Origin of the sequence: Laceyella putida (assembly GCF_042665195.1) — a bacterium.
GTDB classification, from domain to species: domain Bacteria; phylum Bacillota; class Bacilli; order Thermoactinomycetales; family Thermoactinomycetaceae; genus Laceyella; species Laceyella putida.
Map to the genome: position 1 here is coordinate 152,866 of NZ_JBHTBW010000047.1, position 23,655 is coordinate 176,520.

The 23,655-nt window shown below is 51.9% G+C and carries 29 protein-coding genes; 27 read left to right on the top strand and 2 right to left on the bottom strand.

Translation table 11 applies throughout. From position 1 onward, the window contains the following. The 3 genes from thiT (at position 1) to spoVM (ending at position 1,409) form a co-directional block, all read left to right on the top strand. Positions 1-561 (top strand): energy-coupled thiamine transporter ThiT, encoded by a 561-nt coding sequence (gene thiT / locus ACFQNG_RS14975; protein ID WP_379866227.1) that lies wholly within the window; start codon positions 1-3, stop codon positions 559-561. A 2-nt stretch (positions 562-563) separates the two neighbouring features. After that, positions 564-1,229 carry a thiamine diphosphokinase gene (locus ACFQNG_RS14980; RefSeq protein WP_379866228.1) on the top strand — a complete coding sequence of 222 codons (666 nt, stop codon included), beginning with the start codon at positions 564-566 and terminating at the stop codon, positions 1,227-1,229. 90 nt (positions 1,230-1,319) lie between these two features. Then, positions 1,320-1,409 carry a stage V sporulation protein SpoVM gene (gene spoVM, locus ACFQNG_RS14985; protein ID WP_083465010.1) on the top strand — a complete coding sequence of 30 codons (90 nt, stop codon included), beginning with the start codon at positions 1,320-1,322 and terminating at the stop codon, positions 1,407-1,409. Positions 1,410-1,702: 293 nt separating this feature from the next. Here spoVM and rpmB read toward each other — a convergent pair whose 3' ends face one another. Beyond that, positions 1,703-1,891: a 50S ribosomal protein L28 gene (gene rpmB / locus ACFQNG_RS14990; protein WP_379866230.1), complete on the bottom strand. Its 189-nt coding sequence runs from the start codon at positions 1,889-1,891 to the stop codon at positions 1,703-1,705. Between the two features lie 283 nt (positions 1,892-2,174). On the opposite strand from rpmB, the gene ACFQNG_RS14995 reads away from it, so the two are divergent. The 10 genes from ACFQNG_RS14995 to coaD all read left to right on the top strand — a co-directional run bounded on the left by ACFQNG_RS14995 (position 2,175) and on the right by coaD (position 11,288). Continuing rightward, a complete protein-coding gene (locus ACFQNG_RS14995) occupies positions 2,175-2,540 on the top strand; it encodes an Asp23/Gls24 family envelope stress response protein (protein WP_379866232.1) in 366 nt (121 codons plus the stop codon). Between the two features lie 12 nt (positions 2,541-2,552). Beyond that, positions 2,553-4,232 (top strand): DAK2 domain-containing protein, encoded by a 1,680-nt coding sequence (locus ACFQNG_RS15000; protein WP_379866233.1) that lies wholly within the window; start codon positions 2,553-2,555, stop codon positions 4,230-4,232. Positions 4,233-4,251: 19 nt separating this feature from the next. Continuing rightward, positions 4,252-5,118 carry a DegV family protein gene (locus tag ACFQNG_RS15005; RefSeq protein WP_379866235.1) on the top strand — a complete coding sequence of 289 codons (867 nt, stop codon included), beginning with the start codon at positions 4,252-4,254 and terminating at the stop codon, positions 5,116-5,118. 29 nt (positions 5,119-5,147) lie between these two features. Then, positions 5,148-5,804, top strand: a complete 657-nt coding sequence (gene sdaAB, locus ACFQNG_RS15010) for an L-serine ammonia-lyase, iron-sulfur-dependent subunit beta (RefSeq protein ID WP_379866236.1) — start codon at positions 5,148-5,150, stop codon at positions 5,802-5,804. A gap of 166 nt (positions 5,805-5,970) precedes the next feature. Then, positions 5,971-6,864: an L-serine ammonia-lyase, iron-sulfur-dependent, subunit alpha gene (gene sdaAA, locus ACFQNG_RS15015; RefSeq protein ID WP_379866238.1), complete on the top strand. Its 894-nt coding sequence runs from the start codon at positions 5,971-5,973 to the stop codon at positions 6,862-6,864. After that, on the top strand, positions 6,861-8,909 hold the full coding sequence (gene recG / locus ACFQNG_RS15020) for an ATP-dependent DNA helicase RecG (protein ID WP_379866239.1): 2,049 nt from the start codon (positions 6,861-6,863) through the stop codon (positions 8,907-8,909). Before sdaAA ends, recG begins: the two co-directional genes overlap by 4 nt. A gap of 167 nt (positions 8,910-9,076) precedes the next feature. Continuing rightward, entirely contained in the window at positions 9,077-9,379 is a 303-nt protein-coding gene (locus ACFQNG_RS15025) for a hypothetical protein (protein WP_379866241.1), read from the top strand. 101 nt (positions 9,380-9,480) lie between these two features. After that, positions 9,481-9,984 carry a hypothetical protein gene (locus ACFQNG_RS15030; protein WP_379866243.1) on the top strand — a complete coding sequence of 168 codons (504 nt, stop codon included), beginning with the start codon at positions 9,481-9,483 and terminating at the stop codon, positions 9,982-9,984. Positions 9,985-10,236: 252 nt separating this feature from the next. Beyond that, positions 10,237-10,809: a 16S rRNA (guanine(966)-N(2))-methyltransferase RsmD gene (gene rsmD, locus ACFQNG_RS15035; protein WP_379866244.1), complete on the top strand. Its 573-nt coding sequence runs from the start codon at positions 10,237-10,239 to the stop codon at positions 10,807-10,809. Beyond that, a complete protein-coding gene (gene coaD / locus ACFQNG_RS15040; RefSeq protein ID WP_379866246.1) occupies positions 10,806-11,288 on the top strand; it encodes a pantetheine-phosphate adenylyltransferase in 483 nt (160 codons plus the stop codon). Before rsmD ends, coaD begins: the two co-directional genes overlap by 4 nt. Before the next feature lie 89 nt (positions 11,289-11,377). On the opposite strand, the gene ylbJ is transcribed toward coaD, so the two are convergent. Continuing rightward, positions 11,378-12,589, bottom strand: coding sequence for a sporulation integral membrane protein YlbJ (gene ylbJ, locus ACFQNG_RS15045; protein ID WP_379866248.1), 1,212 nt, complete (start codon positions 12,587-12,589; stop codon positions 11,378-11,380). 97 nt (positions 12,590-12,686) lie between these two features. Here ylbJ and ACFQNG_RS15050 point away from each other — a divergent pair, with 97 nt between their 5' ends. The 14 genes from ACFQNG_RS15050 (at position 12,687) to ACFQNG_RS15115 (ending at position 23,550) form a co-directional block, all read left to right on the top strand. Continuing rightward, on the top strand, positions 12,687-13,496 hold the full coding sequence (locus ACFQNG_RS15050; protein WP_379866250.1) for a patatin-like phospholipase family protein: 810 nt from the start codon (positions 12,687-12,689) through the stop codon (positions 13,494-13,496). Continuing rightward, the gene (locus ACFQNG_RS15055) at positions 13,477-14,562 is read left to right on the top strand and encodes a SepM family pheromone-processing serine protease (protein WP_379866251.1); all 1,086 of its coding nucleotides are present in this window, start codon (positions 13,477-13,479) and stop codon (positions 14,560-14,562) included. The genes ACFQNG_RS15050 and ACFQNG_RS15055 overlap by 20 nt, the downstream gene beginning before the upstream one ends. Before the next feature lie 41 nt (positions 14,563-14,603). Further along, positions 14,604-15,122 carry a YceD family protein gene (locus tag ACFQNG_RS15060; RefSeq protein WP_379866252.1) on the top strand — a complete coding sequence of 173 codons (519 nt, stop codon included), beginning with the start codon at positions 14,604-14,606 and terminating at the stop codon, positions 15,120-15,122. A 56-nt stretch (positions 15,123-15,178) separates the two neighbouring features. Beyond that, on the top strand, positions 15,179-15,361 hold the full coding sequence (gene rpmF / locus ACFQNG_RS15065; protein WP_379866253.1) for a 50S ribosomal protein L32: 183 nt from the start codon (positions 15,179-15,181) through the stop codon (positions 15,359-15,361). Positions 15,362-15,495: 134 nt separating this feature from the next. Beyond that, positions 15,496-16,068, top strand: coding sequence for a transcription factor FapR (fapR, locus tag ACFQNG_RS15070; RefSeq protein WP_379866255.1), 573 nt, complete (start codon positions 15,496-15,498; stop codon positions 16,066-16,068). Positions 16,069-16,080: 12 nt separating this feature from the next. Next, the gene (gene plsX, locus ACFQNG_RS15075; RefSeq protein ID WP_379866256.1) at positions 16,081-17,070 is read left to right on the top strand and encodes a phosphate acyltransferase PlsX; all 990 of its coding nucleotides are present in this window, start codon (positions 16,081-16,083) and stop codon (positions 17,068-17,070) included. A gap of 4 nt (positions 17,071-17,074) precedes the next feature. Beyond that, on the top strand, positions 17,075-18,064 hold the full coding sequence (locus tag ACFQNG_RS15080) for a beta-ketoacyl-ACP synthase III (protein ID WP_379866257.1): 990 nt from the start codon (positions 17,075-17,077) through the stop codon (positions 18,062-18,064). Positions 18,065-18,080: 16 nt separating this feature from the next. Beyond that, complete coding sequence (fabD, locus tag ACFQNG_RS15085) at positions 18,081-19,028, top strand: ACP S-malonyltransferase (protein WP_379866258.1); 948 nt, start codon at positions 18,081-18,083, stop codon at positions 19,026-19,028. A gap of 22 nt (positions 19,029-19,050) precedes the next feature. Continuing rightward, the gene (fabG, locus tag ACFQNG_RS15090; RefSeq protein WP_379866260.1) at positions 19,051-19,794 is read left to right on the top strand and encodes a 3-oxoacyl-[acyl-carrier-protein] reductase; all 744 of its coding nucleotides are present in this window, start codon (positions 19,051-19,053) and stop codon (positions 19,792-19,794) included. Positions 19,795-19,851: 57 nt separating this feature from the next. Beyond that, a complete protein-coding gene (locus ACFQNG_RS15095) occupies positions 19,852-20,085 on the top strand; it encodes an acyl carrier protein (RefSeq protein WP_379866261.1) in 234 nt (77 codons plus the stop codon). 107 nt (positions 20,086-20,192) lie between these two features. Beyond that, the gene (gene fabF, locus ACFQNG_RS15100; RefSeq protein WP_379866262.1) at positions 20,193-21,437 is read left to right on the top strand and encodes a beta-ketoacyl-ACP synthase II; all 1,245 of its coding nucleotides are present in this window, start codon (positions 20,193-20,195) and stop codon (positions 21,435-21,437) included. A 15-nt stretch (positions 21,438-21,452) separates the two neighbouring features. Next, positions 21,453-22,142, top strand: a complete 690-nt coding sequence (gene rnc, locus ACFQNG_RS15105) for a ribonuclease III (RefSeq protein WP_379866307.1) — start codon at positions 21,453-21,455, stop codon at positions 22,140-22,142. Positions 22,143-22,326: 184 nt separating this feature from the next. Then, positions 22,327-22,524 (top strand): hypothetical protein, encoded by a 198-nt coding sequence (locus tag ACFQNG_RS15110; protein WP_379866264.1) that lies wholly within the window; start codon positions 22,327-22,329, stop codon positions 22,522-22,524. A 228-nt stretch (positions 22,525-22,752) separates the two neighbouring features. After that, entirely contained in the window at positions 22,753-23,550 is a 798-nt protein-coding gene (locus ACFQNG_RS15115; RefSeq protein ID WP_379866265.1) for an IucA/IucC family C-terminal-domain containing protein, read from the top strand. Positions 23,551-23,655: the final 105 nt, after the last annotated feature.

Below are 23,655 nucleotides of genomic sequence, written 5' to 3' on the forward strand. Positions count from 1 at the left end.
ATGAGACAAGGTCAACGTTTAGTCACTTTGATGGAAGTGGCCATCCTGGCTGCGATCGCCATCGTTTTCAACCAGATGACACCGTTTCAGCTTTGGCCCAACGGCGGCTCGATTACGCTCACGATGCTGCCCATCGCTGCCGTGGCGTTCCGCCGTGGCGTCAAGCCGGGTCTGGCTTGTGGGTTGTTGACGGGCATCTTGCTGATGCTTTTGGGTGGGGTGATTGTCCACCCCTTGCAGGCATTGCTCGATTATCCCATCGCTTTTGCCGCGCTCGGCTTGGCGGGGTGGGTGCGGCTCCACGAAGGGCAGTCCCGTTCGAAGCAAATGTGGCTGATTGGTTTGGGCCTCTTGGTGGCGGGCGGGTTTCGCTTTTTGGCCCACTATGCGTCCGGCGTTGTGTTTTTCAGTGAGTATGCAAAGAACCAATCGGTCTATCTTTATTCGCTGATTTATAACTCCTCTTATCTTGTGCCGGAAGTGCTCATCACGCTCGTCATTTGCGGCGGGGTGTGTTGGACCGCGCCCCAGCTACTGATGCGGCGCGCACGGAGGGGATGAGATTGGCGCAACAACGATGCGTCTATGTGGTGGCGGGCGGAGAAGTGACGGCGGAGGAATTGGGCCGCCTTCGGTTGGAGCCGGGATATGTCATCGCGGCTGACGCCGGAGCGCAAGCCTTGCTGCGGGCGGGCATCAAGCCGGATTTGGCGGTGGGCGATTTTGACACCACCGGACGCGGCTTTGTGGCGGAACTGGCGCGACTTGGGGTGGCGACGGAAGCGTTGCCGCCGGAAAAAGCGGAGACCGACCTTCATTTCGCGCTCATGAAAGCCGCGGCGCTTCAACCGAGTGAGGTGCGGATCCTGGGGGCCTTGGGTGGGCAGCGTTATGATCACATGCTGGCCAATATCGCGCTGTTGGAATGGTTGGCGGATCGGGGCGTCCGCGGAACGTTGCTCCACCGCACCAACCGGATCCGCTTGCTTGTGGGACCGGGCCGGATCGCGCTTCCGCGCCAAGGTTTTCAGTACCTTTCGTTGATTCCGCTGTCGCGGGAAGTGCTTGGCGTAAAGACGGAAGGGTTAAAATATCCGCTGTACGGCGAGACATTGCACCGCATGGAAAGCAGGGGAATCAGCAACGAGTGGAGCGAACTTGATGCGTCGGTGGCGATTGTCGAAGGGAAGCTGTTGGTGGTAGAGAGCCGGGAAGGGCTTGTCCCGTGATTTCCCTGTTCTAGGTACCATTTTCACCCTATAGAATATAAATAAGTTGATGACATGTATCGTGGTCGATATGACCCGGATGGTTAAGGGGTGAGAACGTTGCGTTTTTATACCATTAAACTTCCCAAGTTTTTAGGTGGAGTCGTCAAAGCGATCTTAGGCATGTTAAAGAAAGATTGACCCATAAGCCAAGGATAAGACAAACCTCTAGAGGAGGAAGATTTTTGCCTGTACCTTGTGGGTGAAAGCGGAGTGCCGAACAAAGGAAGAAAGCGGGCAACCCTAAGAATGAAAGTGACTTTGCCCGCGCCGGAGTTCGGCGACGGAGCACCCTCCCCGATAAGGCGACCAAGGAACGAAGACTCAAAAATCGACTCTGGGGCCACTTTGTCTGCGATCTCTGACATAAGCCCTTTTTGCCGTTTTTGGACATAAAAAAAGCACCCGTCGAGGTGCTTTTTCTGTTGGTACGATTAAACGCGGGTTACCAAGCCGGATTTGAGAGCACGGGTGCTCACATAAACGCGTTTTGGTTTTCCATCAACGAGGATGCGTACTTTTTGTACGTTTGCTCCCCATTTCTTTTTGCTTTTGCGGTTGGAGTGGCTTACTTTATTTCCAGTACGTCCCTTTTTTCCGGTAATGTAGCAAACGCGAGCCATTCTTTGCACCTCCTCTGTCTTCCGTACGGCCGGCTTCTATGAGTGAATGCATCATCACGGTCAAAGATAGAAGCCCCTAACGAAAATGGCTAGATCGTCCATTTTCCTGCATCGCATACGAATAAGGACTAAACACCAGCACATTGTAGCACACCTTACCATCACTTGCAAGGTGCATGAGAGTTCAGTATCATGAATGTGTTGTTATCCTTTTAATCAACTGGGTATTATTGTACAATTGTTCTAGTTAGCAAAATGAAACCTCACCTCGGGAGGAATATGTATGAGTTTAGAGGTATCCACTCAATATGGACAAATTGAAGTGGCAAATGAAGTGATTGCGACGGTAGCGGGCATCGCCGCGATGGATTGCTACGGTCTTGTTGGCATGGCGTCACGCAGCCAGTTGAAAGATGGGATTACCGAACTGTTGAGACGTGAAAACCTGAGCAAAGGAATTGAAGTGCGGACGGAGAACGGTGACATCGTGATCGATATGTATATCATCGTTGGCTATGGCACGAAGATTTCGGAAGTGGCTCACAACGTTCAATCGAAAGTGAAATACACCCTTGACCAAATGATTGGGCTTAAAGTAAATCAAGTCAACATCTACGTGCAGGGTGTGCGGCTGGTGAATGAAGAGTAAGGAGGAACACTGTTGGGACAGCGATATATCGAAGCAACGATGTTTTTACAGATGATGCGTGCGGGTGCGCGCAGCTTGAATAAGAATGTGGAAGCGGTGAATGCCCTGAACGTGTTTCCTGTGCCAGACGGGGACACGGGAACCAATATGAATTTGACCATTACCTCTGGCGTGAAGGAAATGGAGAAGTTCGCTGCGGCCGAGACCGTGGGAAAGATGGCGGAAGCGCTTTCTCGTGGTCTCTTGATGGGTGCGCGCGGCAATTCGGGCGTCATCTTATCCCAGTTGTTCCGCGGTTTCTCCAAAGCCGTTGCGGATAAGGAGCGGATGAATGCCCGCCAGTTGGCCGATGCGTTTCAACGCGGGGTGGAAACCGCTTATAAAGCGGTGATCAAACCTGTCGAAGGCACGATTTTGACGGTGGCGCGCGAAGCCGCCGATGCGGGCATGAAGCGGTCCTGGAGCACCGAAGATCCACTGGTGATCATGGAAACGGTATTGAATGAAGCCAAACGGACTCTCGCACGCACACCGGAGATGTTACCGGTCCTCAAGCAGACCGGGGTTGTCGATGCGGGTGGTCAAGGGTTGGTCTTTATTTATGAGGGGATGTTTGCGGCGCTCTCCGGAAAAGAAGCATTCGCGCCGGAAGCGGTTTCCGCGTTGCCCGATCTGGAATCTTTGGCTTCGATGGCCCATGAGAATTACCAAGCCAAGATTGATCCATCCGAGATTGAACATGGCTACTGTACGGAATTTATCGTCAACTTGAAGACGACCCGTCGCGAAACCAAGGCGTTTGATGAAGAGGCGTTCCGCAACGAAATCAGCCGATTTGGCGATTCGCTCTTGGTCGTGGCGGACGAAGAACTGGTGAAGGTACATATCCATGCGGAATACCCGGGGGATGCCCTTAACTACGCGATGGGATATGGGGACTTGACCCGAATCAAAATCGATAATATGCGTGAACAATACGAAGCGGCGGTGGGTGAGGCCCCAGCGGCAAAGCCAGCGCCCAAAGCGGCGCCAGAGAAGAAGTTTGGGATTGTGGCCGTGGCCGCGGGCCCAGGCATCGCGGAGATCTTCCGTTCACTTCACGTCGATGTGGTGATTGAAGGCGGGCAGACGATGAACCCATCGACGGAAGAGATCGTAAAGGCAATTGGACGGATCAACGCTGAACATATTATCATTCTGCCCAATAACAAAAACATCATCTTAACGGCGGAGCAAGCGGGAGAAGTTGTCGATGTCCCCGTGACGGTATTGCCGACACGCACGATTCCGCAAGGGTTGTCCGCTTTGTTGGCCTTTAATGCGGAAGCGACCCCGGCGGAGAATGAAGAGAGCATGCGGGAAGCTTACCAAGCGGTTCAGTCGGGTGAACTCACCTATGCCATCCGCGATTCCAAAATCGACGGGTACGAGATCAAAAAAGGCGATTACTTAGGCATCCGCGAAGGCAAAATCGAATTTGTCGGCCAAGAGGTGACGGATACGGCGGTGGAGCTGTTGACGCGCATGATCGGCGACGGAGCGGATGTGGTGACGATCATCTATGGGCAAGATGTGACCGCCGACCAAGCCGAAGCCCTTCGGGAAGCGATTGAGGAGAAGCATCCGGAAGTGGAAGTGGAAGTCCATGAAGGCGGACAACCCGTTTACTATTATCTCTTCTCTGTAGAATAAGCTGTGGGAGGTGTGAGCGATGGAAAAGGTGAAAGTCTTTTGTGATAGCACAGCCGATATCCCGCAATACCTGATCGAAGAATTGGATATCAAGGTGATCCCGGTCAAGGTGCAGGTGGCCGGAGAATCGTATTTGGACCGTGTGACGATTACACCCGGCCAATTTTACGAAAAGATGAAAAGCACCCCTGAACTGCCTATGACTTCGCAACCTTCACCGGTTGAAATCACTGAGGCGTATCGACAAGCAATTGAAGCCGGGGCGACGGAAATCCTGTCGATCCATATCTCTTCCAAGATGAGCGGCACTTACCAAACCGCCTTGCTTGCCAAGTCGATGATCGAAGAAGAGTATCCCGAGGCACGGATCGTGGTGGTGGATAGCCGGGCGGTGACGTACGCATTGGGCGTGCTGGTGGTGATGGCGGCACGGGCGGCAAAAGAAGGAAAATCGATGGCCGAGTTGCAGGAGTTGGTCCAGCGCATACGTGACAAACAAGTCCTGGTTGCCTTGGTCGATACTTTGGAATATCTCCAGAAAGGCGGCCGGATTGGGAAAGCTTCCGCGCTGGTCGGTTCACTCTTAAACATCAAGCCGATCATTTCAATTAATGACGATGGCGAAATCTACGCCATTGAAAAAGCGCGCGGGAAAAACAAAGCGCAAGCGAAAGCGTTTGAGCTCTTAAAAGAAAAGGTGCCGACAGGAGCGGTAAGCGCGGCCATTCTCCATGCCGATGAAGAGGAGCAAGCCGAAATCTGGTTGGAGAAAGCCAAAGAGATGTTCGATGTGCGGGAAGTGGTCGTGGTGGATCTAGGCCCAGCGGTGGGAACCCATGCGGGACCGGGCACGATTGGCTGCTTGCTGGTTCCTTTGGATGAATGATGATTCCCTGTCGTGGTTGAGGTGGAAAAATGAAGTATCGTACTGTTTTTGATATTATTGGCCCCATCATGATCGGCCCATCCAGTTCTCATACGGCCGGCGCGGCGCGAATTGGACGCGCGGCCAGAACGATCTTCGGACGCAAACCCAAGCGGGCGCTCATTACCCTGTACGGGTCGTTTGCGAAAACGTATCGCGGGCATGGAACCGATGTTGCACTGGCTGGTGGACTTTTAGATTTTGATACTTTTGATAAACGAATGGTGCATTCACTCAATATTGCTCGCGAAGAAGGGATCGAGATCATCTTTCAAGAATCAGATGAGTTGACGGAACATCCCAATACGGCCCGGATACGTTTGGAGGATGAAGAAGGCAGTGTGGAAGTGGTGGGCGTCTCGATTGGTGGCGGCAAGATGGAGATTATCGAGCTGAACGGTTTTGACTTGAAGTTATCCGGCAATGATCCGGTGTTGCTGGTCTTGCACCAAGACCAATATGGCGCGGTGGCCAAGGTGGCTACCGTGTTGGCCAAACATCAAATCAATATCGCATTCATGCAAGTTTCGCGGAAAGAAAAAGGGTCGCAAGCACTGATGTCGATCGAAACGGATCAAAAAGTCGAGGCCGGGGTGCAAGCGGAGATCGGTAGTTTGCCCGGCATCCATGCTGTGACGATTTTATAATCGAGAGAAAACCGCCGTTCATTGTCGTACGGCGGTTTTCTATGACGGATGATATTGGCAAAACATTGTCGTGCGGTTGGTTTATGATAAAAGCAGAAGCGTTCGGCTGATTGCTTTAACGATCGGGTTTATAAACTTTTCTCTTATGGATAAGGAGATTGGAACGATGAAGTTTCGGACCGTAGCAGAATTGGTGGAGTTGGCGGAAACAGAACAACTGAAGATATCAGATGTGATGCTCGCTTACGAATCAACGGTGTTTAATCGCCCGCAAGCGGACATTTTTGAAGAGATGGGACGCAATCTCGATGTGATGAAAGAGGCCATCGAGCGGGGATTGACCGAAGACATTCGCTCGCATAGCGGACTGACGGGCGGAGATGCCAAAAAAATACAGGAATACAAGAAGACGGCGCCTGTCTTGTTATCAGGCACGACCGTGTTGGATGCGGTTTCACGGGCGACTGCCGTTTCGGAAGTGAATGCGGCGATGGGCACGATTGTCGCTACCCCGACGGCGGGTGCGTGCGGGATTTTGCCTGGCACGATTTTTACGGCGGCGGAAAAATTGGGTTCTGATCGGGACACGATGGTTCGTGGGCTCTTCACCGCAGGGGCGATCGGTTTTTGCATTGCCAACAACGCATGCATTTCCGGCGCGGCCGGAGGTTGCCAAGCCGAAGTGGGTTCCGCTACCGCGATGGCGGCCGCGGCAGTGGTGGAAATGGCCGGAGGCACCCCGTCGATGTCCGCTGAAGCGGTCGCCATCGCTTTGAAAAACATGTTGGGTTTGGTTTGTGACCCGGTCGCCGGTTTGGTGGAGGCGCCCTGTGTTAAACGAAATGCGATGGGGGCCGCCATTGCCATGGTGGCGGCGGATATGGCGATGGCGGGGGTAAAGAGTGTGATCCCGACAGATGAAGTGATCGAGGCCATGTACAAAATCGGCCAAACGATGCCGGTAGCCCTGAAGGAAACGGCACTCGGCGGTTTGGCCGCCACTCCCACCGGACGTGTGTTGGAACGCCAAATCTTTGGGTCCATCAACAAAAAATCATGAAATTAAGCCAAATTCCTGTTGATGTCCTTTCCGGAGTGGGAGAGCAGCGGAAACAAGATTTGGCCGAGCTGGGGATTCATACAATTGCCGATTTGCTGGCGCATTACCCTTATCGCTATGAGGATTACCGCTTAAGTGATTTGGCGCAAGCCGGACATGACGAAAAGGTGACGGTGCGGGGCCGGGTGTATGGCCAGCCCAGTGTCCGTTGGTTTAATAAAAAGAAATCGCGCATGACCGCCAAGTTGGATGTGGACGGCGTGACGGTTCATGCGATCTGGTTTAACCAAGCTTACCTGAAGAACAAGATCCAAGCGGGGCAAACCCTGATGGTCTCCGGGAAATGGGATCGCCACCGCCTGCAAATCACGGTTGACCGCACGTTTGTCAGCCCGGCGGAACAGGAAAAGCACATGGGGCGACTAGAGCCGGTTTACTCTGTCACCAGCTCCATCAAGATGCATTGGTTGCGCAAATTGATTTATGAGGCGTTTCTCCAATATGGGCGCGAGATTGAAGAAGTGTTGCCGCAGGAGTTGTGTGAACGCTATAAGTTGATTCCCCGCGCCAAGGCCATGTACTATCTTCATTTTCCCAAAGGCAAAGAGGAAGGATTGCAGGCGCGCCGCCGGATGGTGTACGAGGAATTGTTGTTGTATGAACTTAAAATCATGTGGTTAAGGAAGATAAACCGAACTGAGGTGGCGGGCATTGTTCACTCTTTCCCTGATGACCAAGTAGAGGCCTTTGTCCAGCAACTGGCTTTTCCGCTGACAGGGGCGCAGCGACGCGTGGTGAGGGAAATTCTCACCGATATGCGGTCCCCTTATCAGATGAACCGTTTGTTGCAAGGGGATGTGGGGTCCGGGAAAACGGTGGTTGCCGCGATTGCCCTATATGCCAACTTTTTAAGCGGTCACCAAGGGGCGCTGATGGTGCCAACGGAGATTTTGGCTGATCAGCATGCCATCTCCATCACCAAGTTGCTGTCTCCATGTGGCGTGAATGTCGTTTCGCTAACCGGAAGCATGACCGCCCGGGAGCGGCGGGAAGCATTGGGCCAGATTCAAATGGGCTTGGCCGATGTCGTTGTCGGAACGCATGCCCTGATCCAAGATGCGGTCGTCTATCGCAACTTGGGCTTGGTGATCATGGATGAGCAACACCGCTTTGGCGTGAAGCAACGGGCCACCTTAAGGGAAAAGGGGGAAGTGCCTGACGTGCTGCATATGACAGCGACCCCGATTCCGCGCACGCTGGCGATTACGGTGTTTGGAGAGATGGACGTATCGACGATTGACGAGATGCCGGCCGGTCGGCAACCGATCGATACGTACTGGGTGAAAAAGGAACTGTGGCCCCGGATTGTCAACTTTATTGCCAAAGAGTGCGGTAGTGGCCGCCAAGCCTACGTGATTTGTCCGCTCATCGAAGAGTCGGAGAAATTGGACTTGGAGAACGCGCAAGAAGTGTTTGAACAGCTGGCCACCACATTGGCGCCCATCCGTGTCGGGCTGTTGCACGGTCGGATGACCCCCGCGGAAAAAGAAGAAGTGATGCGGTGTTTTGCGGATAATGAGGTGCAAGTGCTGGTATCGACCACCGTGGTGGAAGTGGGGGTCAACGTGCCCAATGCGACCGTGATGGTGATCTACGATGCCGATCGCTTTGGCCTTGCGCAATTGCACCAATTGCGCGGTCGGGTGGGGCGGGGCGGAGGCGCTTCCACGTGTGTGCTGGTGGCGGACCCCAAGTCGGAAATGGGAGTCGAACGGATGCGCATTATGACCGAAACGACGGATGGATTTGAAATCTCCCGCCGTGACTTGGAATTGCGGGGGCCGGGTGATTTTCTGGGAGTGAAACAGAGTGGCTTGCCCGAGTTTAAACTGGCCGATTTAACTGAAGATGTACGGGTGTTGGAAGTGGCGCGCTCCGATGCGGCACAACTGGTGAATCAGCCCGATTTCGCCACCCGCCCCGAGTGGAGGCCTCTATATGAATACTTGCAGGAAGAAAACTTGGAAACGCTTAGTTTCGACTAACGACCCCGTCCGATGGAGACGGGGTTTCTTTTTTCGGTTCGTTGGCAGGTGAATCGTTGCGATCCGCAAAAGGCGGAGTGTTCCTTTGGGTCCGCTTTAGAGCAACACAATCATGCCAGAGGGGAAATGCATAAGATGAAACGTGGAATCAACGGGAGGTGAGCAGCGTGAATAAAAGTGCGTTTTATCGTGAACTCGTGCAAGAGATCAACCAGACAGTGGGAAGGGAAGCGGTGACGGCCGACCAATTGAGGTCCTTGGTATACCAAGCGAAAATGATTCGCCAATCCCAAGGGCTCATGGGATTGTTGTCCTTTGCGAACCAGTTGCCATCCCGTTTTCTGACGCCGCAGGAAGTGCAAATGATTCAGCGGTCGCCGCGGTATAGGGAATTATCCAACAAAACGATCCAGATGTTGGTGTTAGAAGGAGTGATCAAACCGTTTGAGGCCAACATGGTGCTTCGCTGACCGGTGGGATTTAGGCGTAAGGGCTGGGTATTCGTCCAAACGGGGATTGCCTTGTTTTCATATGGTATATGGATTGATTTGACCTAAGGGAGAGGAAAGGAATGAAGAGTAAAAACCAAAAAAAGCGTATGCATAAATCATCGGTTGACAAGCAAGCCGACATGAAAAAGCAAACCCTGCGGGAACAAAGCATGAAACAGCCCGTATTTGGTTTTATCGATGAAATCGAGTGGGAGCAAGCCGAGGACTTTGCGGGGCAAGAGAAGCCGACAGCGGAAGCTTTCCCCGGTTTTGTTGGGGATAGTTGGGATGAAGACTGGATTTTTGGCGGATTGGAGCTGGATGAAGAACCCGCACCGGATGGCGTGGAGAAGACGAAAAGCGGCGGCGGCAAAAAGAAAAAGCCTTTCCATCATGAGGAGTCGGCGCGGGAGGAGGCGGAATTCTTTGGCTTTTCCGATAGGCCTGTCGAGTCGCAAACGGAAGTAGAAGAATATCCTCCTTCTTTTGACGAAGAATCCCAACTCCACTTGGCGAAACAAGGCAAAAAATCGAGAAGAAAGCACAAACCGAAAAACGGACATAAAAAAAAGGCTCGCGAATGACGCGAGCCTGATGGTATCTTCCACAACAATGTGTCAGATACTTAATGGGAGAGGAGAAACCGGAGGAAGAGCTTATGGGGAAACGTAAGTCTTCTCCGCGGTTTTGACAACATCATCGCGACGCTGTCATCTATTATGATTGCCCGTTTGTTCTTTTTTAAACTCCCTTTTCTAATTATTTTATTTTGCCGCTTCTTTATGGTAGGATTAAACGTGTTATTTTAAACGCAAAGAGAAGCAAGGTGACGATCCATGCGAATTATTGCTGGCACGCGCAAAGGGACGCGGTTGAAAATGGTGCCGGGTCAACATGTTCGCCCGACGGCCGATCGTGTGAAAGAATCGCTGTTTTCTGTGATCGGGCCGTTTTTTGACGGTGGATACGCACTCGATTTGTTTGCCGGAACGGGTTCGTTGGGCTTGGAAGCACTTAGCCGGGGAGTGGAACGCGCTTTTTTTGTGGATCAATCGCGGACAAGTTGTGAGACGGTTAAAGCCAACGCGGAAGTGGCGAGATTGGCAGACCAGGTGGAGATTATACGTCGTGATGCCCGCGCTGCGTTAAAGGCTTTGAACGAACGTGGCATTCGATTTGACATCATTTTTCTCGATCCGCCTTACCATAAACATTTGCTCATTCCCGCCTTGGAACAAATTGCCGAATTCGCCTTATTGACTGAAGATGGGGTGGTGGTGGCTGAGCACCCCAGCCAGATGGAAATGCCACAAACGGTTGGGCAACTAACTTCTTATCGCAGCTTAAGCTATGGTGACATCACAATAACCTTATACTCTTGGGAAGAGAAAGAAGGGGAACACGCATGAAGGTAGCCGTTTATCCTGGTAGTTTCGATCCGATTACATATGGCCATCTGGATATCATTGAGCGCGGAGCCAAAGTGTTCGACAAGATTATTGTGGCCGTTCTGGTCAATTCATCTAAAAATCCCCTGTTCAGTGTCGAGGAGCGCAAGGAGTTGATCCGTGAAGCGACCGGGCATTTGTCCATTGTGGAAGTGGACAGTTTTGATGGACTGCTCGTCGATTATCTGCACAAGCGGCAGGCCCAGGTCATCTTGCGCGGGCTCAGGGCCATTTCCGACTTTGAATATGAATTGCAGCTCGCCTCGATCAACCGGCAATTGAGCAATCAAGTGGAAACCTTTTTCTTGATGACGAGCAATGACCATTCGTTCATCAGCTCGGGGATGGTGAAGGAAGTGGCTAAATACGGTGCCGATGTGAAAGAGCTGGTGCCGCCGAATGTCGCGCAAGCGTTGGCGCAAAAGTTTAACCGCAAGTAGATTGGATTGACCCGTGAGTGCAAATCGAACCATACGTTGCAAGCAAAGGGCTCTCACGCTTCAAACGCATGAGAGCTCACCCATTTCCCTCAGGAAGCGGAACCTTGGCGTATGCGTTCGCGTAAGATAAAGATACCACTCAAAAACAGGATGGACATGGAAGTCCATTCCAGCCCTGTCCACAGCGGAGTTTGTACTGGTTGAAAAACGGACACGGCAGTGGGTAAATGGTGCAAGTGCTTTTGCAAAAGCGGAAACAAAAGAATCGTTAAGATGCTGGAAATCGCCGCATGTAAAATTCGCGCAATAAAGTAAGGGGCATACCGGATATCGGTTCGGCTGATCATGCTGGCCACTTGGGCGTGGATGGAAAGCCCATTAAACCCGATGACGAGGCTGACGATGGTTAATTTGAGCACCAGCGGAATGGCCGGTGAAGTGGCGCTGGCCAGCTGAGATCCCAATGTGATTTCAAATACCCCCGCCATGATCGCTTCCGCGAAACTGGACGGAAAAGAAAAAAATTCCAAGATCCAAGCGATTCCCTTGATGAAGAGTGTTGTTACGCCTACGTAATTGACCAGTTGGGTGAGCACCGAGAACATCATGATAAAACCGCCGATCAACAAGAGCGTTTGCACAGCTGAAGTCACGGCTTGGCCGATCAATTGTCCGAGTGTTCTGCCATCTTGCAGGCGGGCGCGATGCATGGCTCGCAACGCTCTCAACAGGATGAAACCGGCTTTTTTTCCAGGTGGTTTCGATGGAGGTGCTTTCGGTTCGTGAAAGCGCATGAGAAACCCCACGGCAATTGCGCCCAGATAATGGGCTAAAGCCAAAATGATGCCGACGGAGGTGCTCTCAAAGAAACCCACGGCAACGGCTCCAAAGATAAACAGCGGGCCAGCGGTGCTGGTAAAGGAAACGAGGCGTTCGCCTTCTTCCCGCGAGATCAGCCCTTGTTCACGCAAGCGCGAGGTGAGTTTGGCTCCCATGGGATTGCCGGAAATTAAGCCAACCGCCATGACGAAACCACCGGCACCGGGTACGCGAAACAGTGGTCGCATCAACGGTTCTAACAAGATACCCATAAAATGGACGACTCCGAAGCCCATCATCATCTCGGCGGTGATAAAAAAGGGAAGCAGCGCAGGGAATACTACATCCCACCAGATCGACAGTCCCCTGATGGAAGAGCGAAAGGCCTGTTCAGGATACATGAGCAGAACAACTGCGATAAAGAAGGCGATAAACGCGAACGTGACGGTTTTCAATTGACTTCGGAGAAGGGGTTGCATCATTTTTATTCTCTCCTCATGGACAACTCAGTCACTAACATGTCTACGTGGCACATGGATGATTTAGACCGTTAATCGTGGAAAGAATGGAGGGAGGTCTATGGCACACCCTAAAATCGGCTTGGCTTTAAGCTCAGGCGGTGCGCGCGGGATGGCGCATCTAGGTGTCATCAAAGTGTTGAAAGAAGCGGGGATTGAAATTGATTATGTGGCGGGAAGCAGCATGGGGAGCATTGTTTCGGTGATTTTGGCCAACCGGTTGGATTTGGACCTGTCCGAAAAATTGGTGGCCGCATTGCGGATGAAGCAATGGATTGATCTAACGGTTCCCAAGATGGGATTTGTCACCGGGGAAAAGGTGACAGAGTTGATTCGCCTCTTGGCGCACAATAAGCGGATTGAAGAGTTGGCGATTCCCACCGCCATCGTGGCAACCGATTTGGTCAAAGGGGAACCGGTGGTGTTCAAAGAAGGGCCGATCCATTTGGCAGTGCGCGCCAGCATTGCGATTCCAGGCATATTTGAACCGGTGCGGTTAGAGAATCAAATATTGGTGGACGGCGGTGTCATCGACCGGGTTCCCGTATCCGTCGTGCGGGAGATGGGCGCCGATTTTGTGATTGCCGTCGATGTGATTCCGAGGGTAAACAAGGCGAAGATCAAAAATATTTTCGATGTGATTGCACAAACTTTGGTTATCATGGAAAAAGAGATTACCAATCGTTGCTTGCCGATGGCGGATTTTTTGATCCATCCGGATGTGGCGGATATTTCCCCGACGGCATTCAACCGCATGGATGAATGCATTAAGCGAGGAGAATTGGAAGCGCGGAAAATGCTTCCCCAGTTGCTGGAGTTAATTGAGAATTGGCAAGGAGAGAACACAAGAGATGAGTTTGAATCGGTCTAATCAAAAAATCGTGGGGGTTATCGTCCTCTCGATCATTTGTCTCATTATGGGAGGCGCGTTCGTGATCCCGATTCCTTATTTTGCCATAGGGCCGGGCAAGGCGGTAGAAGTGCAACCCCTCGTAACGGTGGGAAAGGAAACGGATGTGGGGGAAGGGAGTTTTATGCTGACCACCATCTCGATGAAGCAGGGATCTCCCTTTGATTTTCTGCTTGCCAGATGGACAGGCACCATCGAATTGGTGCCGGAAGAACAAATCTTGGCGCAAGATGAGGATAAACAGGATTATCAGCGACGGCAAAAGGTAAATATGATGGAATCGCAAAATCAAGCCATTGTGGCGGCATATCATTATGCCAAACGACCGGTGACACAGAAGGTGCTGGGCATTGAAGTTGAGCGGGTTTTAAAGGAAGGGACCCCTCTCTTGCAAGAGGGGGATCTGATCATGCAGATGGACAGCCAGCCAGCCGCCTCGACGAAGAAGCTGATCGCTTACCTGAGCCGGAAGCGCCCGGGTGAACGCATTGCGCTGACCGTCCTGCGTGATGGCCAAAAGCGGAAGTTGCGGGTTCCTTTGGTTGCGCTGCCTGTGGATAAAGGGGAGAGACCGCGCGCTGGCTTGGGGATTGTTCCGGTGGAGAAAGTGAATGTGAAGACAACGCCTCCTGCCCGCATTGATGCCGGAGAGATTGGTGGGCCTTCCGCAGGACTCATGTTTACATTGGAGGTTTTAAACCGTCTTGTGCCGGAAGATTTAACCCGTGGATATCGCATCGCGGGCACAGGAACCATTACGGCGGATGGCGAAGTAGGCCAGATTGGCGGAATTCAGCACAAAGTCGTGGCGGCTGATGAAGCAGGTGCGGAGCTGTTCTTTTGTCCCAAAGATATAAATCCAGAAGATCAGAACGAGAAAACCGCCAAAGATACAGTGAAACGCTTAGGAATCAACATGAGAGTGATACCCGTAGCCAATTTGAATGAAGCGGTCCAAGCATTAAAAAAGTTACCGTTGCGGGAACGGGCATCTTTCAAGTCAAAAACATTGACAGGTGTTGCTTAAGTGTCTTATAATAACCCTGTTTTTACACAAGGAGTGGAATCATGCAGATTTCCCTGCACAAGTTGAACCAAGCAAAAGACGGGCAACTCGTGATGCACGAAACGGTTGATCTGGATACGATGCAAGGTGAAGTCCCAGGGCTGATCCGGCTAACGCCCGTTGAGGTCAAGGCCCGTGTGACTCGGCTCGATCCGCATCTGATCGAAGTGGATGCTGAAGAGAAAAGCAAGGCGGCCTTTACTTGTTCGCGTTGCTTGCAAGAATACGAAACGCCTGTTCATGTCAAGTGGACGGAGTTGTTCACGGATGAGGCGCATCGGGCCGTGGAGACAGAGGAGCAGGAGATTCATTATTTCGAAGGAAATGAGTTGGATCTCTCACCGTATATACGGGAAGCGATTTTGCTCCAACTACCTTACATTCCGGTGTGTCGGGAAGATTGCAAAGGACTATGTCCGAAATGTGGCGTCAATAAGAATGCCGATTCCTGCAATTGCCAAATCGAGAAGATTGATCCGCGTTTGGCGGCTTTGCAGGACTGGCTCGATCAGAACAAATAAAAGACGTGTGAAAACTTCCCGGTCTTATGTTACATTCTTATAGGGGGTGAAACAGCATGGCAGTACCATTTAGACGCACTTCTAAAACTCGTAAGCGCAAACGTCGCACCCACTTCAAACTCTCCGTACCAGGTATGGTCAATTGCCCACAATGCGGAGCGCCAAAGCTTTCCCATCGTGTGTGCAAAGAGTGTGGTTACTACAAAGGCTCCGAAGTTGAAGGCGTAGTGAACGAGTAATAGAGAGCCAACAAGAGAAGAGCCGACCCCATCGTCGGCTCTTTATTTTTCCATTGTCCCACAAGCATTTTTTTTATATACTAACTTAGTACCTGGTATTAGAATGTGGTATTAAAAGAGAGGTGGGCTCCGCTATGCGCATCCCAAAAAAAGAGAGACAACGGCAGATAGCTCAAGCCTTTCATGAGGATCCATTTTTGACGGATGAAGAGATGGCCAAACGGTGTAATGTAAGCATTCAAACGATTCGTCTGGATCGGGTCGAATTGGGGATTCCTGAATTGCGGGAACGGATCAAGCACATGGCGGAGAACCACTTTGATCCAGTCAAGTCGCTTTTGCGGGAAGAAGTGATCGGGGAGATTGTCGATCTGCAGTTGGATCATAGTGGTGTATCCATTTTGGAAATAAACAGCGAACACGTATTTGCCCGCAATCAAATCGCCCGTGGGCACATCTTATTCGCGCAAGCCAACTCGCTTGCGGTCGCCATTGTCAACGCCGAAGTGGCATTGACGGGGTCGGCTGGGATTCGCTTTGTGCGACCGGTCCGTTTAGGCGAGAAATGTATCGCACACGCTAAAGTTATCAGAAAACAAATGATGAACAGTTTGCAGGTAGATGTGAAGACCAAAGTCAATGGGGAAATCGTCTTCCAAGGGATCTTTGATGTGTATTGCTTGGAAGAAGAGCGTGTGTCCATGTAAGGAGGAGCAATGATGCGGATTGCGATTGATGCACATGGTGGAGACCATGCTCCATTCGCCGTCATCGAAGGAGTGAAAATGGCCGCACGGGAGTGGCCGGATACCACCATTGTCCTGGTGGGATGCAGTGATAGCATCTTGCCGGAATCGATCCCGGGAATTGAATTTAGACAAGTGACGGAAATCATTGAACCAGAGGATGAACCTGTGCGGTCAGTGCGCCGGAAAAAAGATTCCTCCATCGTCGTTGGATGCCAGATGGTGAAAGAGAAGAAAGTGGACGCTTTTATCAGCGGTGGCAATACGGGTGCGTTAATGGCGGCTGGATTGTTTTACACCGGACGCTTGCCCGGAGTGGACCGTCCGGCATTGGCGCCGGTTCTCCCCACGCTGTCCGGAAAGGGGATTTTGGTGCTGGATGTGGGGGCCAATCCGGAGGCGCGGGCGGAGCATCTGCACCAATACGCCAGATTGGGCAGCGTGTATGCGGAGAAAGTGTTGGGTTTTGACGCGCCGCGCATAGGTTTGCTCAACATCGGGACGGAAGAGGGCAAAGGAACGGAATTGACCAAATCGGCGTTCGCCCTGTTCCAGGCTGATGATGCGATCCGATTTATGGGAAATGTCGAGGCCCGCGACGTTTTATACGGGCCGTGTGAAGTACTCGTCTGTGACGGCTACAGCGGCAACATTTTGTTGAAGAATACGGAGGGGGTTGCCAAGGCGATATTTGATCGTTTGAAACAGGAACTCACCGCCAATCTTCTCAATAAGCTCGCTGCGGCCATCTTGAAACCGGGTTTGAAGCGCTTCGCCAAAGAGATGGATTACAAAGAGCATGGTGGAGCCCCTCTGTTGGGGTTAGCCGGGCCGATCATCAAAGCCCACGGGTCGTCTGATGCCACGGCGTTTTATAATGCGATTCGCCAAGCCCGCCGTTTTGTTGCGAACAATGTCATAGCTCAAATGGAAGAAGAATTTTCTCGTGGGAGAGGAGAGTGACGGCGTGGAAGCAGTCGGAATCTTAGGGACGGGAGCCTATGTTCCAGAAAAAGTACTAACCAATGCCGATTTGGAAAAAATGGTTGATACCAACGATGAGTGGATTGTGTCGAGAACGGGGATTCGTGAGCGACGCATTGCCGCACCCGATCAGGCCTCATCCGATTTGGCCGTCAAGGCGGCTGAACGAGCGCTCGTCCATGCGGGACTGACAGCGGATCAGCTTGACCTGATCATCGTGGCGACAGTCACCCCGGACATGGCCTTTCCGGCGACGGCATGCCTGGTTCAAGACCGGATCGGCGCGACCAAAGCGGCGACGTTTGACCTTTCGGCCGCCTGCACGGGATTCCTCTATGGGATATCGACAGCGGCCCAGTTCATCAAGACCGGTGTGTATAAATACGCATTGGTGGTTGGGGTGGATTGCTTGTCGCGCATTGTGGACTGGTCAGACCGCAACACCTGCGTCTTGTTTGGGGATGGCGCGGGAGCGGCTGTGCTTGGCCCGGTTGAAGAAGGATACGGCTTTCTCTCCTACGAACTGGGAGGTGACGGTTCGGGTGCGGAATTATTGAAACTCGAAGCGGGCGGCTCCCGCAAACCGGCGTCCGAACAAACGCTGCAGGAGCGTTTGCACTTCATTTTCATGAACGGGCGGGAAGTGTTTAAGTTTGCTGTCCGCGTGTTGGGCAATGCGACGGAAGAGGCGCTCAAAAAAGCGGGCTTGGGCAAAGAGGACATCGATTTCCTGGTTCCGCACCAAGCGAATATCCGCATCATCGAATCGGCGGTCAAGCGGGTTGGCCTGACTGAGGACAAGGTGATTGTCAACTTGGACCGCTATGGCAACATGTCTTCCGCGTCCGTGCCGGTGGCATTGGATGAAGCGGTGAAAACGGGCAGAATCAAAAAAGGGGATACGCTGGCTTTGTGCGGGTTTGGCGGCGGACTCACCTGGGGCGCGACGATCCTGAAATGGGCGCTAGACTAAGTGGGAGGGGAAAATGATGGGTAAAATCGCTTTTATCTTTCCGGGTCAAGGCTCGCAAAAAGTGGGAATGGGGCAAGATATTTACGAAAAAAGCGAGAAAGCCAAACAAATTTTCAATGAAGCGGATGAAGCGTTGGGATATGCTTTATCGGAATTATGCTTTCAGGGTCCAGAAGATACCTTGCGCTTGACAGCCAATACCCAGCCCGCGATTCTGACCACAAGCATCGCGCTGTTCCGCGCGCTTCAGGAGAAGCTCCCGCTCACACCCGATTTTGTTGCCGGGCATAGCTTGGGAGAATATTCCGCCTTGGTGGCGGCAGAAGCGCTCCGCTTCCGTGATGCGGTGACGACCGTACATAAACGCGGCACCTACATGGAAGAAGCGGTGCCAGCGGGCTTGGGGGCCATGTCGGCGATCATGAATCTGAAACGCGACACGCTGGACGAGGTTTGCCGGAGTGTGTCCAAAGAAGGGCATGTGGTGGAGCCCGCCAATTATAACTCACCGGGACAAATCGTCATCTCCGGGCATGCCGAAGCGGTGAAAGAAGCGGGTGAAAAAGCCGCCGAAGCGGGAGCGAGACGGGTGATTCCGCTTTCGGTCAGCGGTCCCTTCCACTCTTCTCTGATGAAACCAGCCGGTGAGCGGCTTCAAACGGCACTCGATGAAGTGACCATTCAAGATGCGAAGGTGCCCGTTGTGGCCAATGTGACGGCAGAAGCGGCCCGACAAGCGGGAGACATTAGAGAACTATTGGTAAAACAAGTGGCTTCGCCCGTATTGTGGGAGGATAGTGTACGGTTTATGCTGGATCAAGGAGTAACTACTTTCGTGGAGATCGGCGCCGGCAATGTCCTTTCCGGTCTGGTGAAAAAAGTGGACCGCAAGGTGAAGACGATCTCGATTCAAGATATGGAGACGTTGGAACAGGCGCTTACTCAACTTCAATCACTTGATTAAAAGGCAGTGGGGGGACCCGAATATGTTAAACGGTAAAACTGCGGTGGTAACAGGCGGTTCGCGCGGGATTGGACGTGCGATCGCAACAGCATTGGCGGAAGCGGGTGCGGATGTCGCCATCTTCTACGCCGGGAATCATGCGGCAGCGGAAGAAACGATGCAAGCAGTAAAAGCTACGGGACGCCAAGGGCTTGCCCTCAAAGTGGATGTGTCTGACAGTCAACAAGTGGATGCGGCCATGAAAGAAGTGCAGTCCACCTTTGGACGGATTGATATCTTGGTGAATAACGCAGGCATAACCCGGGATAATCTGCTGATGCGCATCAAGGAAGAAGATTGGGACCAAGTGATCAACACCAATCTCAAGGGTGTCTTCCTATGCACCAAAGCGGTGATCCGTCCCATGATGAAACAAAAAAGCGGACGCATCATCAATATCAGCTCCGTTGTGGGCTTGGCGGGGAATCCTGGACAAGCGAACTATGTGGCGGCGAAAGCGGGCGTGATCGGACTCACCAAAACGACCGCCAAAGAATTGGCGAGCCGTGGAATCACCGTGAATGCGATTGCGCCGGGCTTTATTACCACGGATATGACGGCGGTCCTCGATGAAGAATTGAAGAAGCAAATGCTCTCCGAGATTCCGCTCGGCTTCTTCGGCGAGCCAAGAGATATCGCGGAGGCGGTCAAATTCTTGGCTTCTGAGAGTGGACGCTATATCACCGGGCAAACTATCCAAGTGGATGGCGGCATGGTGATGAGCTGAGATCCACATTGCTTGTTAAAGAGTTGTGCCTTATAATACTGAAGGGAGGTGAAAGGCATGGCAGATACGTTGGAGCGTGTAAAGAAAATTATCGTTGAACGCTTGGATGTGGATGCAGCGGAAGTGACACTGGAAGCTTCCATCAAAGAAGACTTGGGAGCCGACTCCCTGGACGTTGTAGACCTCATCATGGAACTGGAAGATGAGTTTGATTTGGAGATCAGCGATGATGAAGCTGCTAAAATCTCCACCGTTGGAGATATTGTAGAATACATCAGCAAACATAACTAATCGCTTTCTTCATACTTACTAATATAAAGTCCCGCTCCCTGTTGCGGGACTTTATATACACAACGTACTTAAGCGTATCAGCTATGTCGAGGAAAGGCGGTGGACAGGTGAAAAAACGGGTTGTGATCACCGGTCTTGGAATTATTTCTCCCCTTGGTAACGATGTAAATACATTCTGGAATCGTCTGATCGCGGGTGAATCGGGAGTGGGCAACATCACTCATTTTGACGCGACAGACTATGCGGTTCGGATTGCCGCAGAGGTCAAGGACTTTGACCCTCTGAATTATATAGATAAGAAAGAAGCGCGCCGTATGGACCGGTTCGTGCAATTTGCGGTGGGAGCCGCCAAACAGGCGTTGCAACATGCGGAATTGGACATGGAAAAAGTGGACGCAACCCGCGTTGGGGTCTATGTCGGCTCGGGCATTGGAGGATTGGCGACTCTGGAGGATCAACACCGCGTGTTGATGGAGCGTGGCCCACGCCGGGTGAGCCCATTCTTCGTGCCAATGATGATTGCCAACATGGCTTCGGGGATGGTTTCCATCCATACGGGTGCCAAAGGGCCCAACAGTGCGGCGATATCGGCTTGCGCAACGGGAACGCACTGCGTTGGGGATGCCTTTAAAATGTTGCAGCGCGGCGATGCGGATGTGATGCTGGCGGGCGGAACGGAAGCGACGATTCTGCCAATGGCCATCGCTGGGTTTACCGCGATGGGTGCGCTATCGTCCCGCAATGATGATCCGCAAAAGGCGAGTCGTCCGTTTGACCGTGACCGTGACGGCTTCGTCATGGGCGAAGGTTCAACCGTATTGGTTCTGGAAACGTTGGAACATGCGCAAAAACGCGGTGCCAATATCATCGCCGAAGTAGTGGGATATGGCATGACGGCCGATGCTTATCACATCACCAGCCCAGACCCGGAGGGGGATGGGGCGAAGCGCAGCATGTTGATGGCAGTGGCCGATGCCGGCCTGAACCCAAACGAAATTGATTACATCAACGCACACGGTACCTCGACCGATTACAATGATAAGTTTGAGACCATGGCGATTAAAGCGGCGTTTGGTGAACATGCGAACAAACTGGCAATCAGTTCAACTAAATCGATGATGGGTCACTTGTTGGGTGCGGCAGGGGCGATTGAAGCGGCTGTGCTTGCGCTCACACTGAAAGAACAAATCATTCCGCCAACGATTAACTTGGAAAACCAAGACCCTGACTGTGATTTGGATTATGTGCCAAATGAAGCGCGCAAAGCGCGCGTCCGTGCGGCGATATCCAACTCGCTCGGCTTTGGTGGACATAATGCCACGATTTGCATCAAAGAGTTTGCGGAAGCGTAAGGGGATGAACACATGATGGATTTATCCGGGTTGGAACAGTCCATCGGATTGGCCTTTAAAAACAAAAAGTTGTTCCAACAAGCATTCACCCACACTTCATTTGCTCATGAACGGAAGAACAATGGGAAGTTTCCCGATAATGAGCGTTTGGAGTTCTTAGGAGATGCGGTGCTTGAACTCGCGGTATCGGAGTATTTATTTCATCGTTATCCGCACATGAGCGAAGGCGAATTGACACGCACACGGGCACGTGTCGTGTGTGAAGCATCCCTTGCTTCTTTTGCCAGAGAGCTTGATTTTGGGCGCTTTGTGCGATTGGGAAAAGGAGAGGAGATGACGGGAGGCCGAACCCGTCCTTCCCTCTTGGCCGATGTGTTTGAAGCTTTTATTGGAGCCCTGTTTTTAGATCAAGGATTGGATGAAGTGCGGCGTTTTTTGAACAACTTGGTCTTTCCGAAAATCAATGAGGAATGGCTGGCCAACATATTGGATGCCAAAAGCCAGTTGCAAGAGTTGGTGCAACAGGAAAGGCTGGGCGCCTTGGAGTATCGGATCGTGGACATGCAAGGCCCCGCGCATGATCGCCACTTTGTCGCCGAAGTTTATTTGGAGGACAAATGCTTGGGCCAAGGGTCGGGCCGTTCCAAAAAAGAAGCGGAACAACAAGCCGCGCTTGTCGCCCTCAAAAGTTGGAAAGCAAAATAATGTGCAAACCACCGCATGTAAGGATTCGGTGGTTTTTTTATTTTCCGGCCGGATCTTGTGAAAACGAAATGAAGGCGAAACGAAGAGGCAAGTGATGGGACCATTGGCGACACAACGCTTAGCGATGGTGTCTTTGGTAACGCATACCCATCTACCCTGAGAAAAAGAGAGGATGGCGAGCGGCATGTCGGTAAAAGTTGAATGGGGAACCATGCTGTTTCAGCTGGTCGCTTTTTTATTGTTCACGGGTTTCTTTTTGGTGCCGGGTGTCTTGATCATAAACAGCTGGAAGCGCCTGAAACGGATAGAACGGCAGAATCAAGCATTGCTTCGGCTGTTGCAGGAAAATCAAGCGAAAGAAAAACGCGGGGAGATTGAATAACCGGCTTGTCGCTTCGCGGCATCAAAACTTTACGATAAAAAATGATGATACACCCTTAAATTATTAAAATATACAATGAATTCAATAAACAATTGGTAATTGGCACGCTAACCTTTTATATTCGCTGATAATTTTTTTCAAAACCCAGTGGATAAGTATTAATAAATCCGATATAATGAGAATAAATATCATTATCGAATGGCGAATCGGCGAAAGGAGAGGGCAGGCATGATAACATTAGAGCGGTTGGAGAAACAGGAGCAGGTCATATTGGAACAGCAGTTTCGGATTGGTCCCATGTCCAATCATGCCTCTTCCTTGTCCTGCTCCGCGTTGGATCTTTTGGACGAACAACAGTGCCGCCTGCTTCTTGAACGGCTCGCTGAGCGCGCGGGTGGGGCATCGTTGGTGGCGGTGGCGTCACAGTTCGCTAAATTATATTCATTCATGGTGATTGTGCCGGCCCTCTTTACGATGAGTGCCTTGAACAAAGGGTTTGACCTTTCATTGAGCAATATCGGCATCGACTTGGAACAACCGGAAGAAAAGTCTCTGTTCGCAGCGCAGATCAAACAATGGAAGGTCACCAAGCCGGGGGTTGACCGTGAAGCTTGGCGCGAACGGTTGGTCATCCAGCTCGTGCAGCGGCATGTGACGCCATTGTGGCACCAACTCCATCGGGTGACAAGTGTGCCGCTCTCCATTTTGTGGGAAAATACGGCTGTTTACGTCTACTGGTTATATGAGACGAAACTGGCGGATTTGACGGGGGAAGAGAAAAAACGGGCCGAAGCCGATTTTCAATATCTCCTGCAAGAAGCACCCGCTTCCTTATTTCGTGAAAAAGTACAACCGTTGGGGCGCTATTACACGCCAAAATGCTGGCCGGCACACGCTCCTGAACCGATCCGGGTTCGCAGGACGTGTTGCCTATATTATCAAGTGGGTGACACCACCTGCAAGACATGCCCGCGCAACTGTTTCACCATAACAGAACCATGCCGTGACACCCCGCTTGAAAGCTGACTTCTCCCTGGAGATTGTCAGCTTTTTTCATTTGCGGGAGTCGGTCGAAGCAGGATGAGATGGGGATTGGCGCGAAGTTATTTATGGACAGAAAAAGGAGTGGGA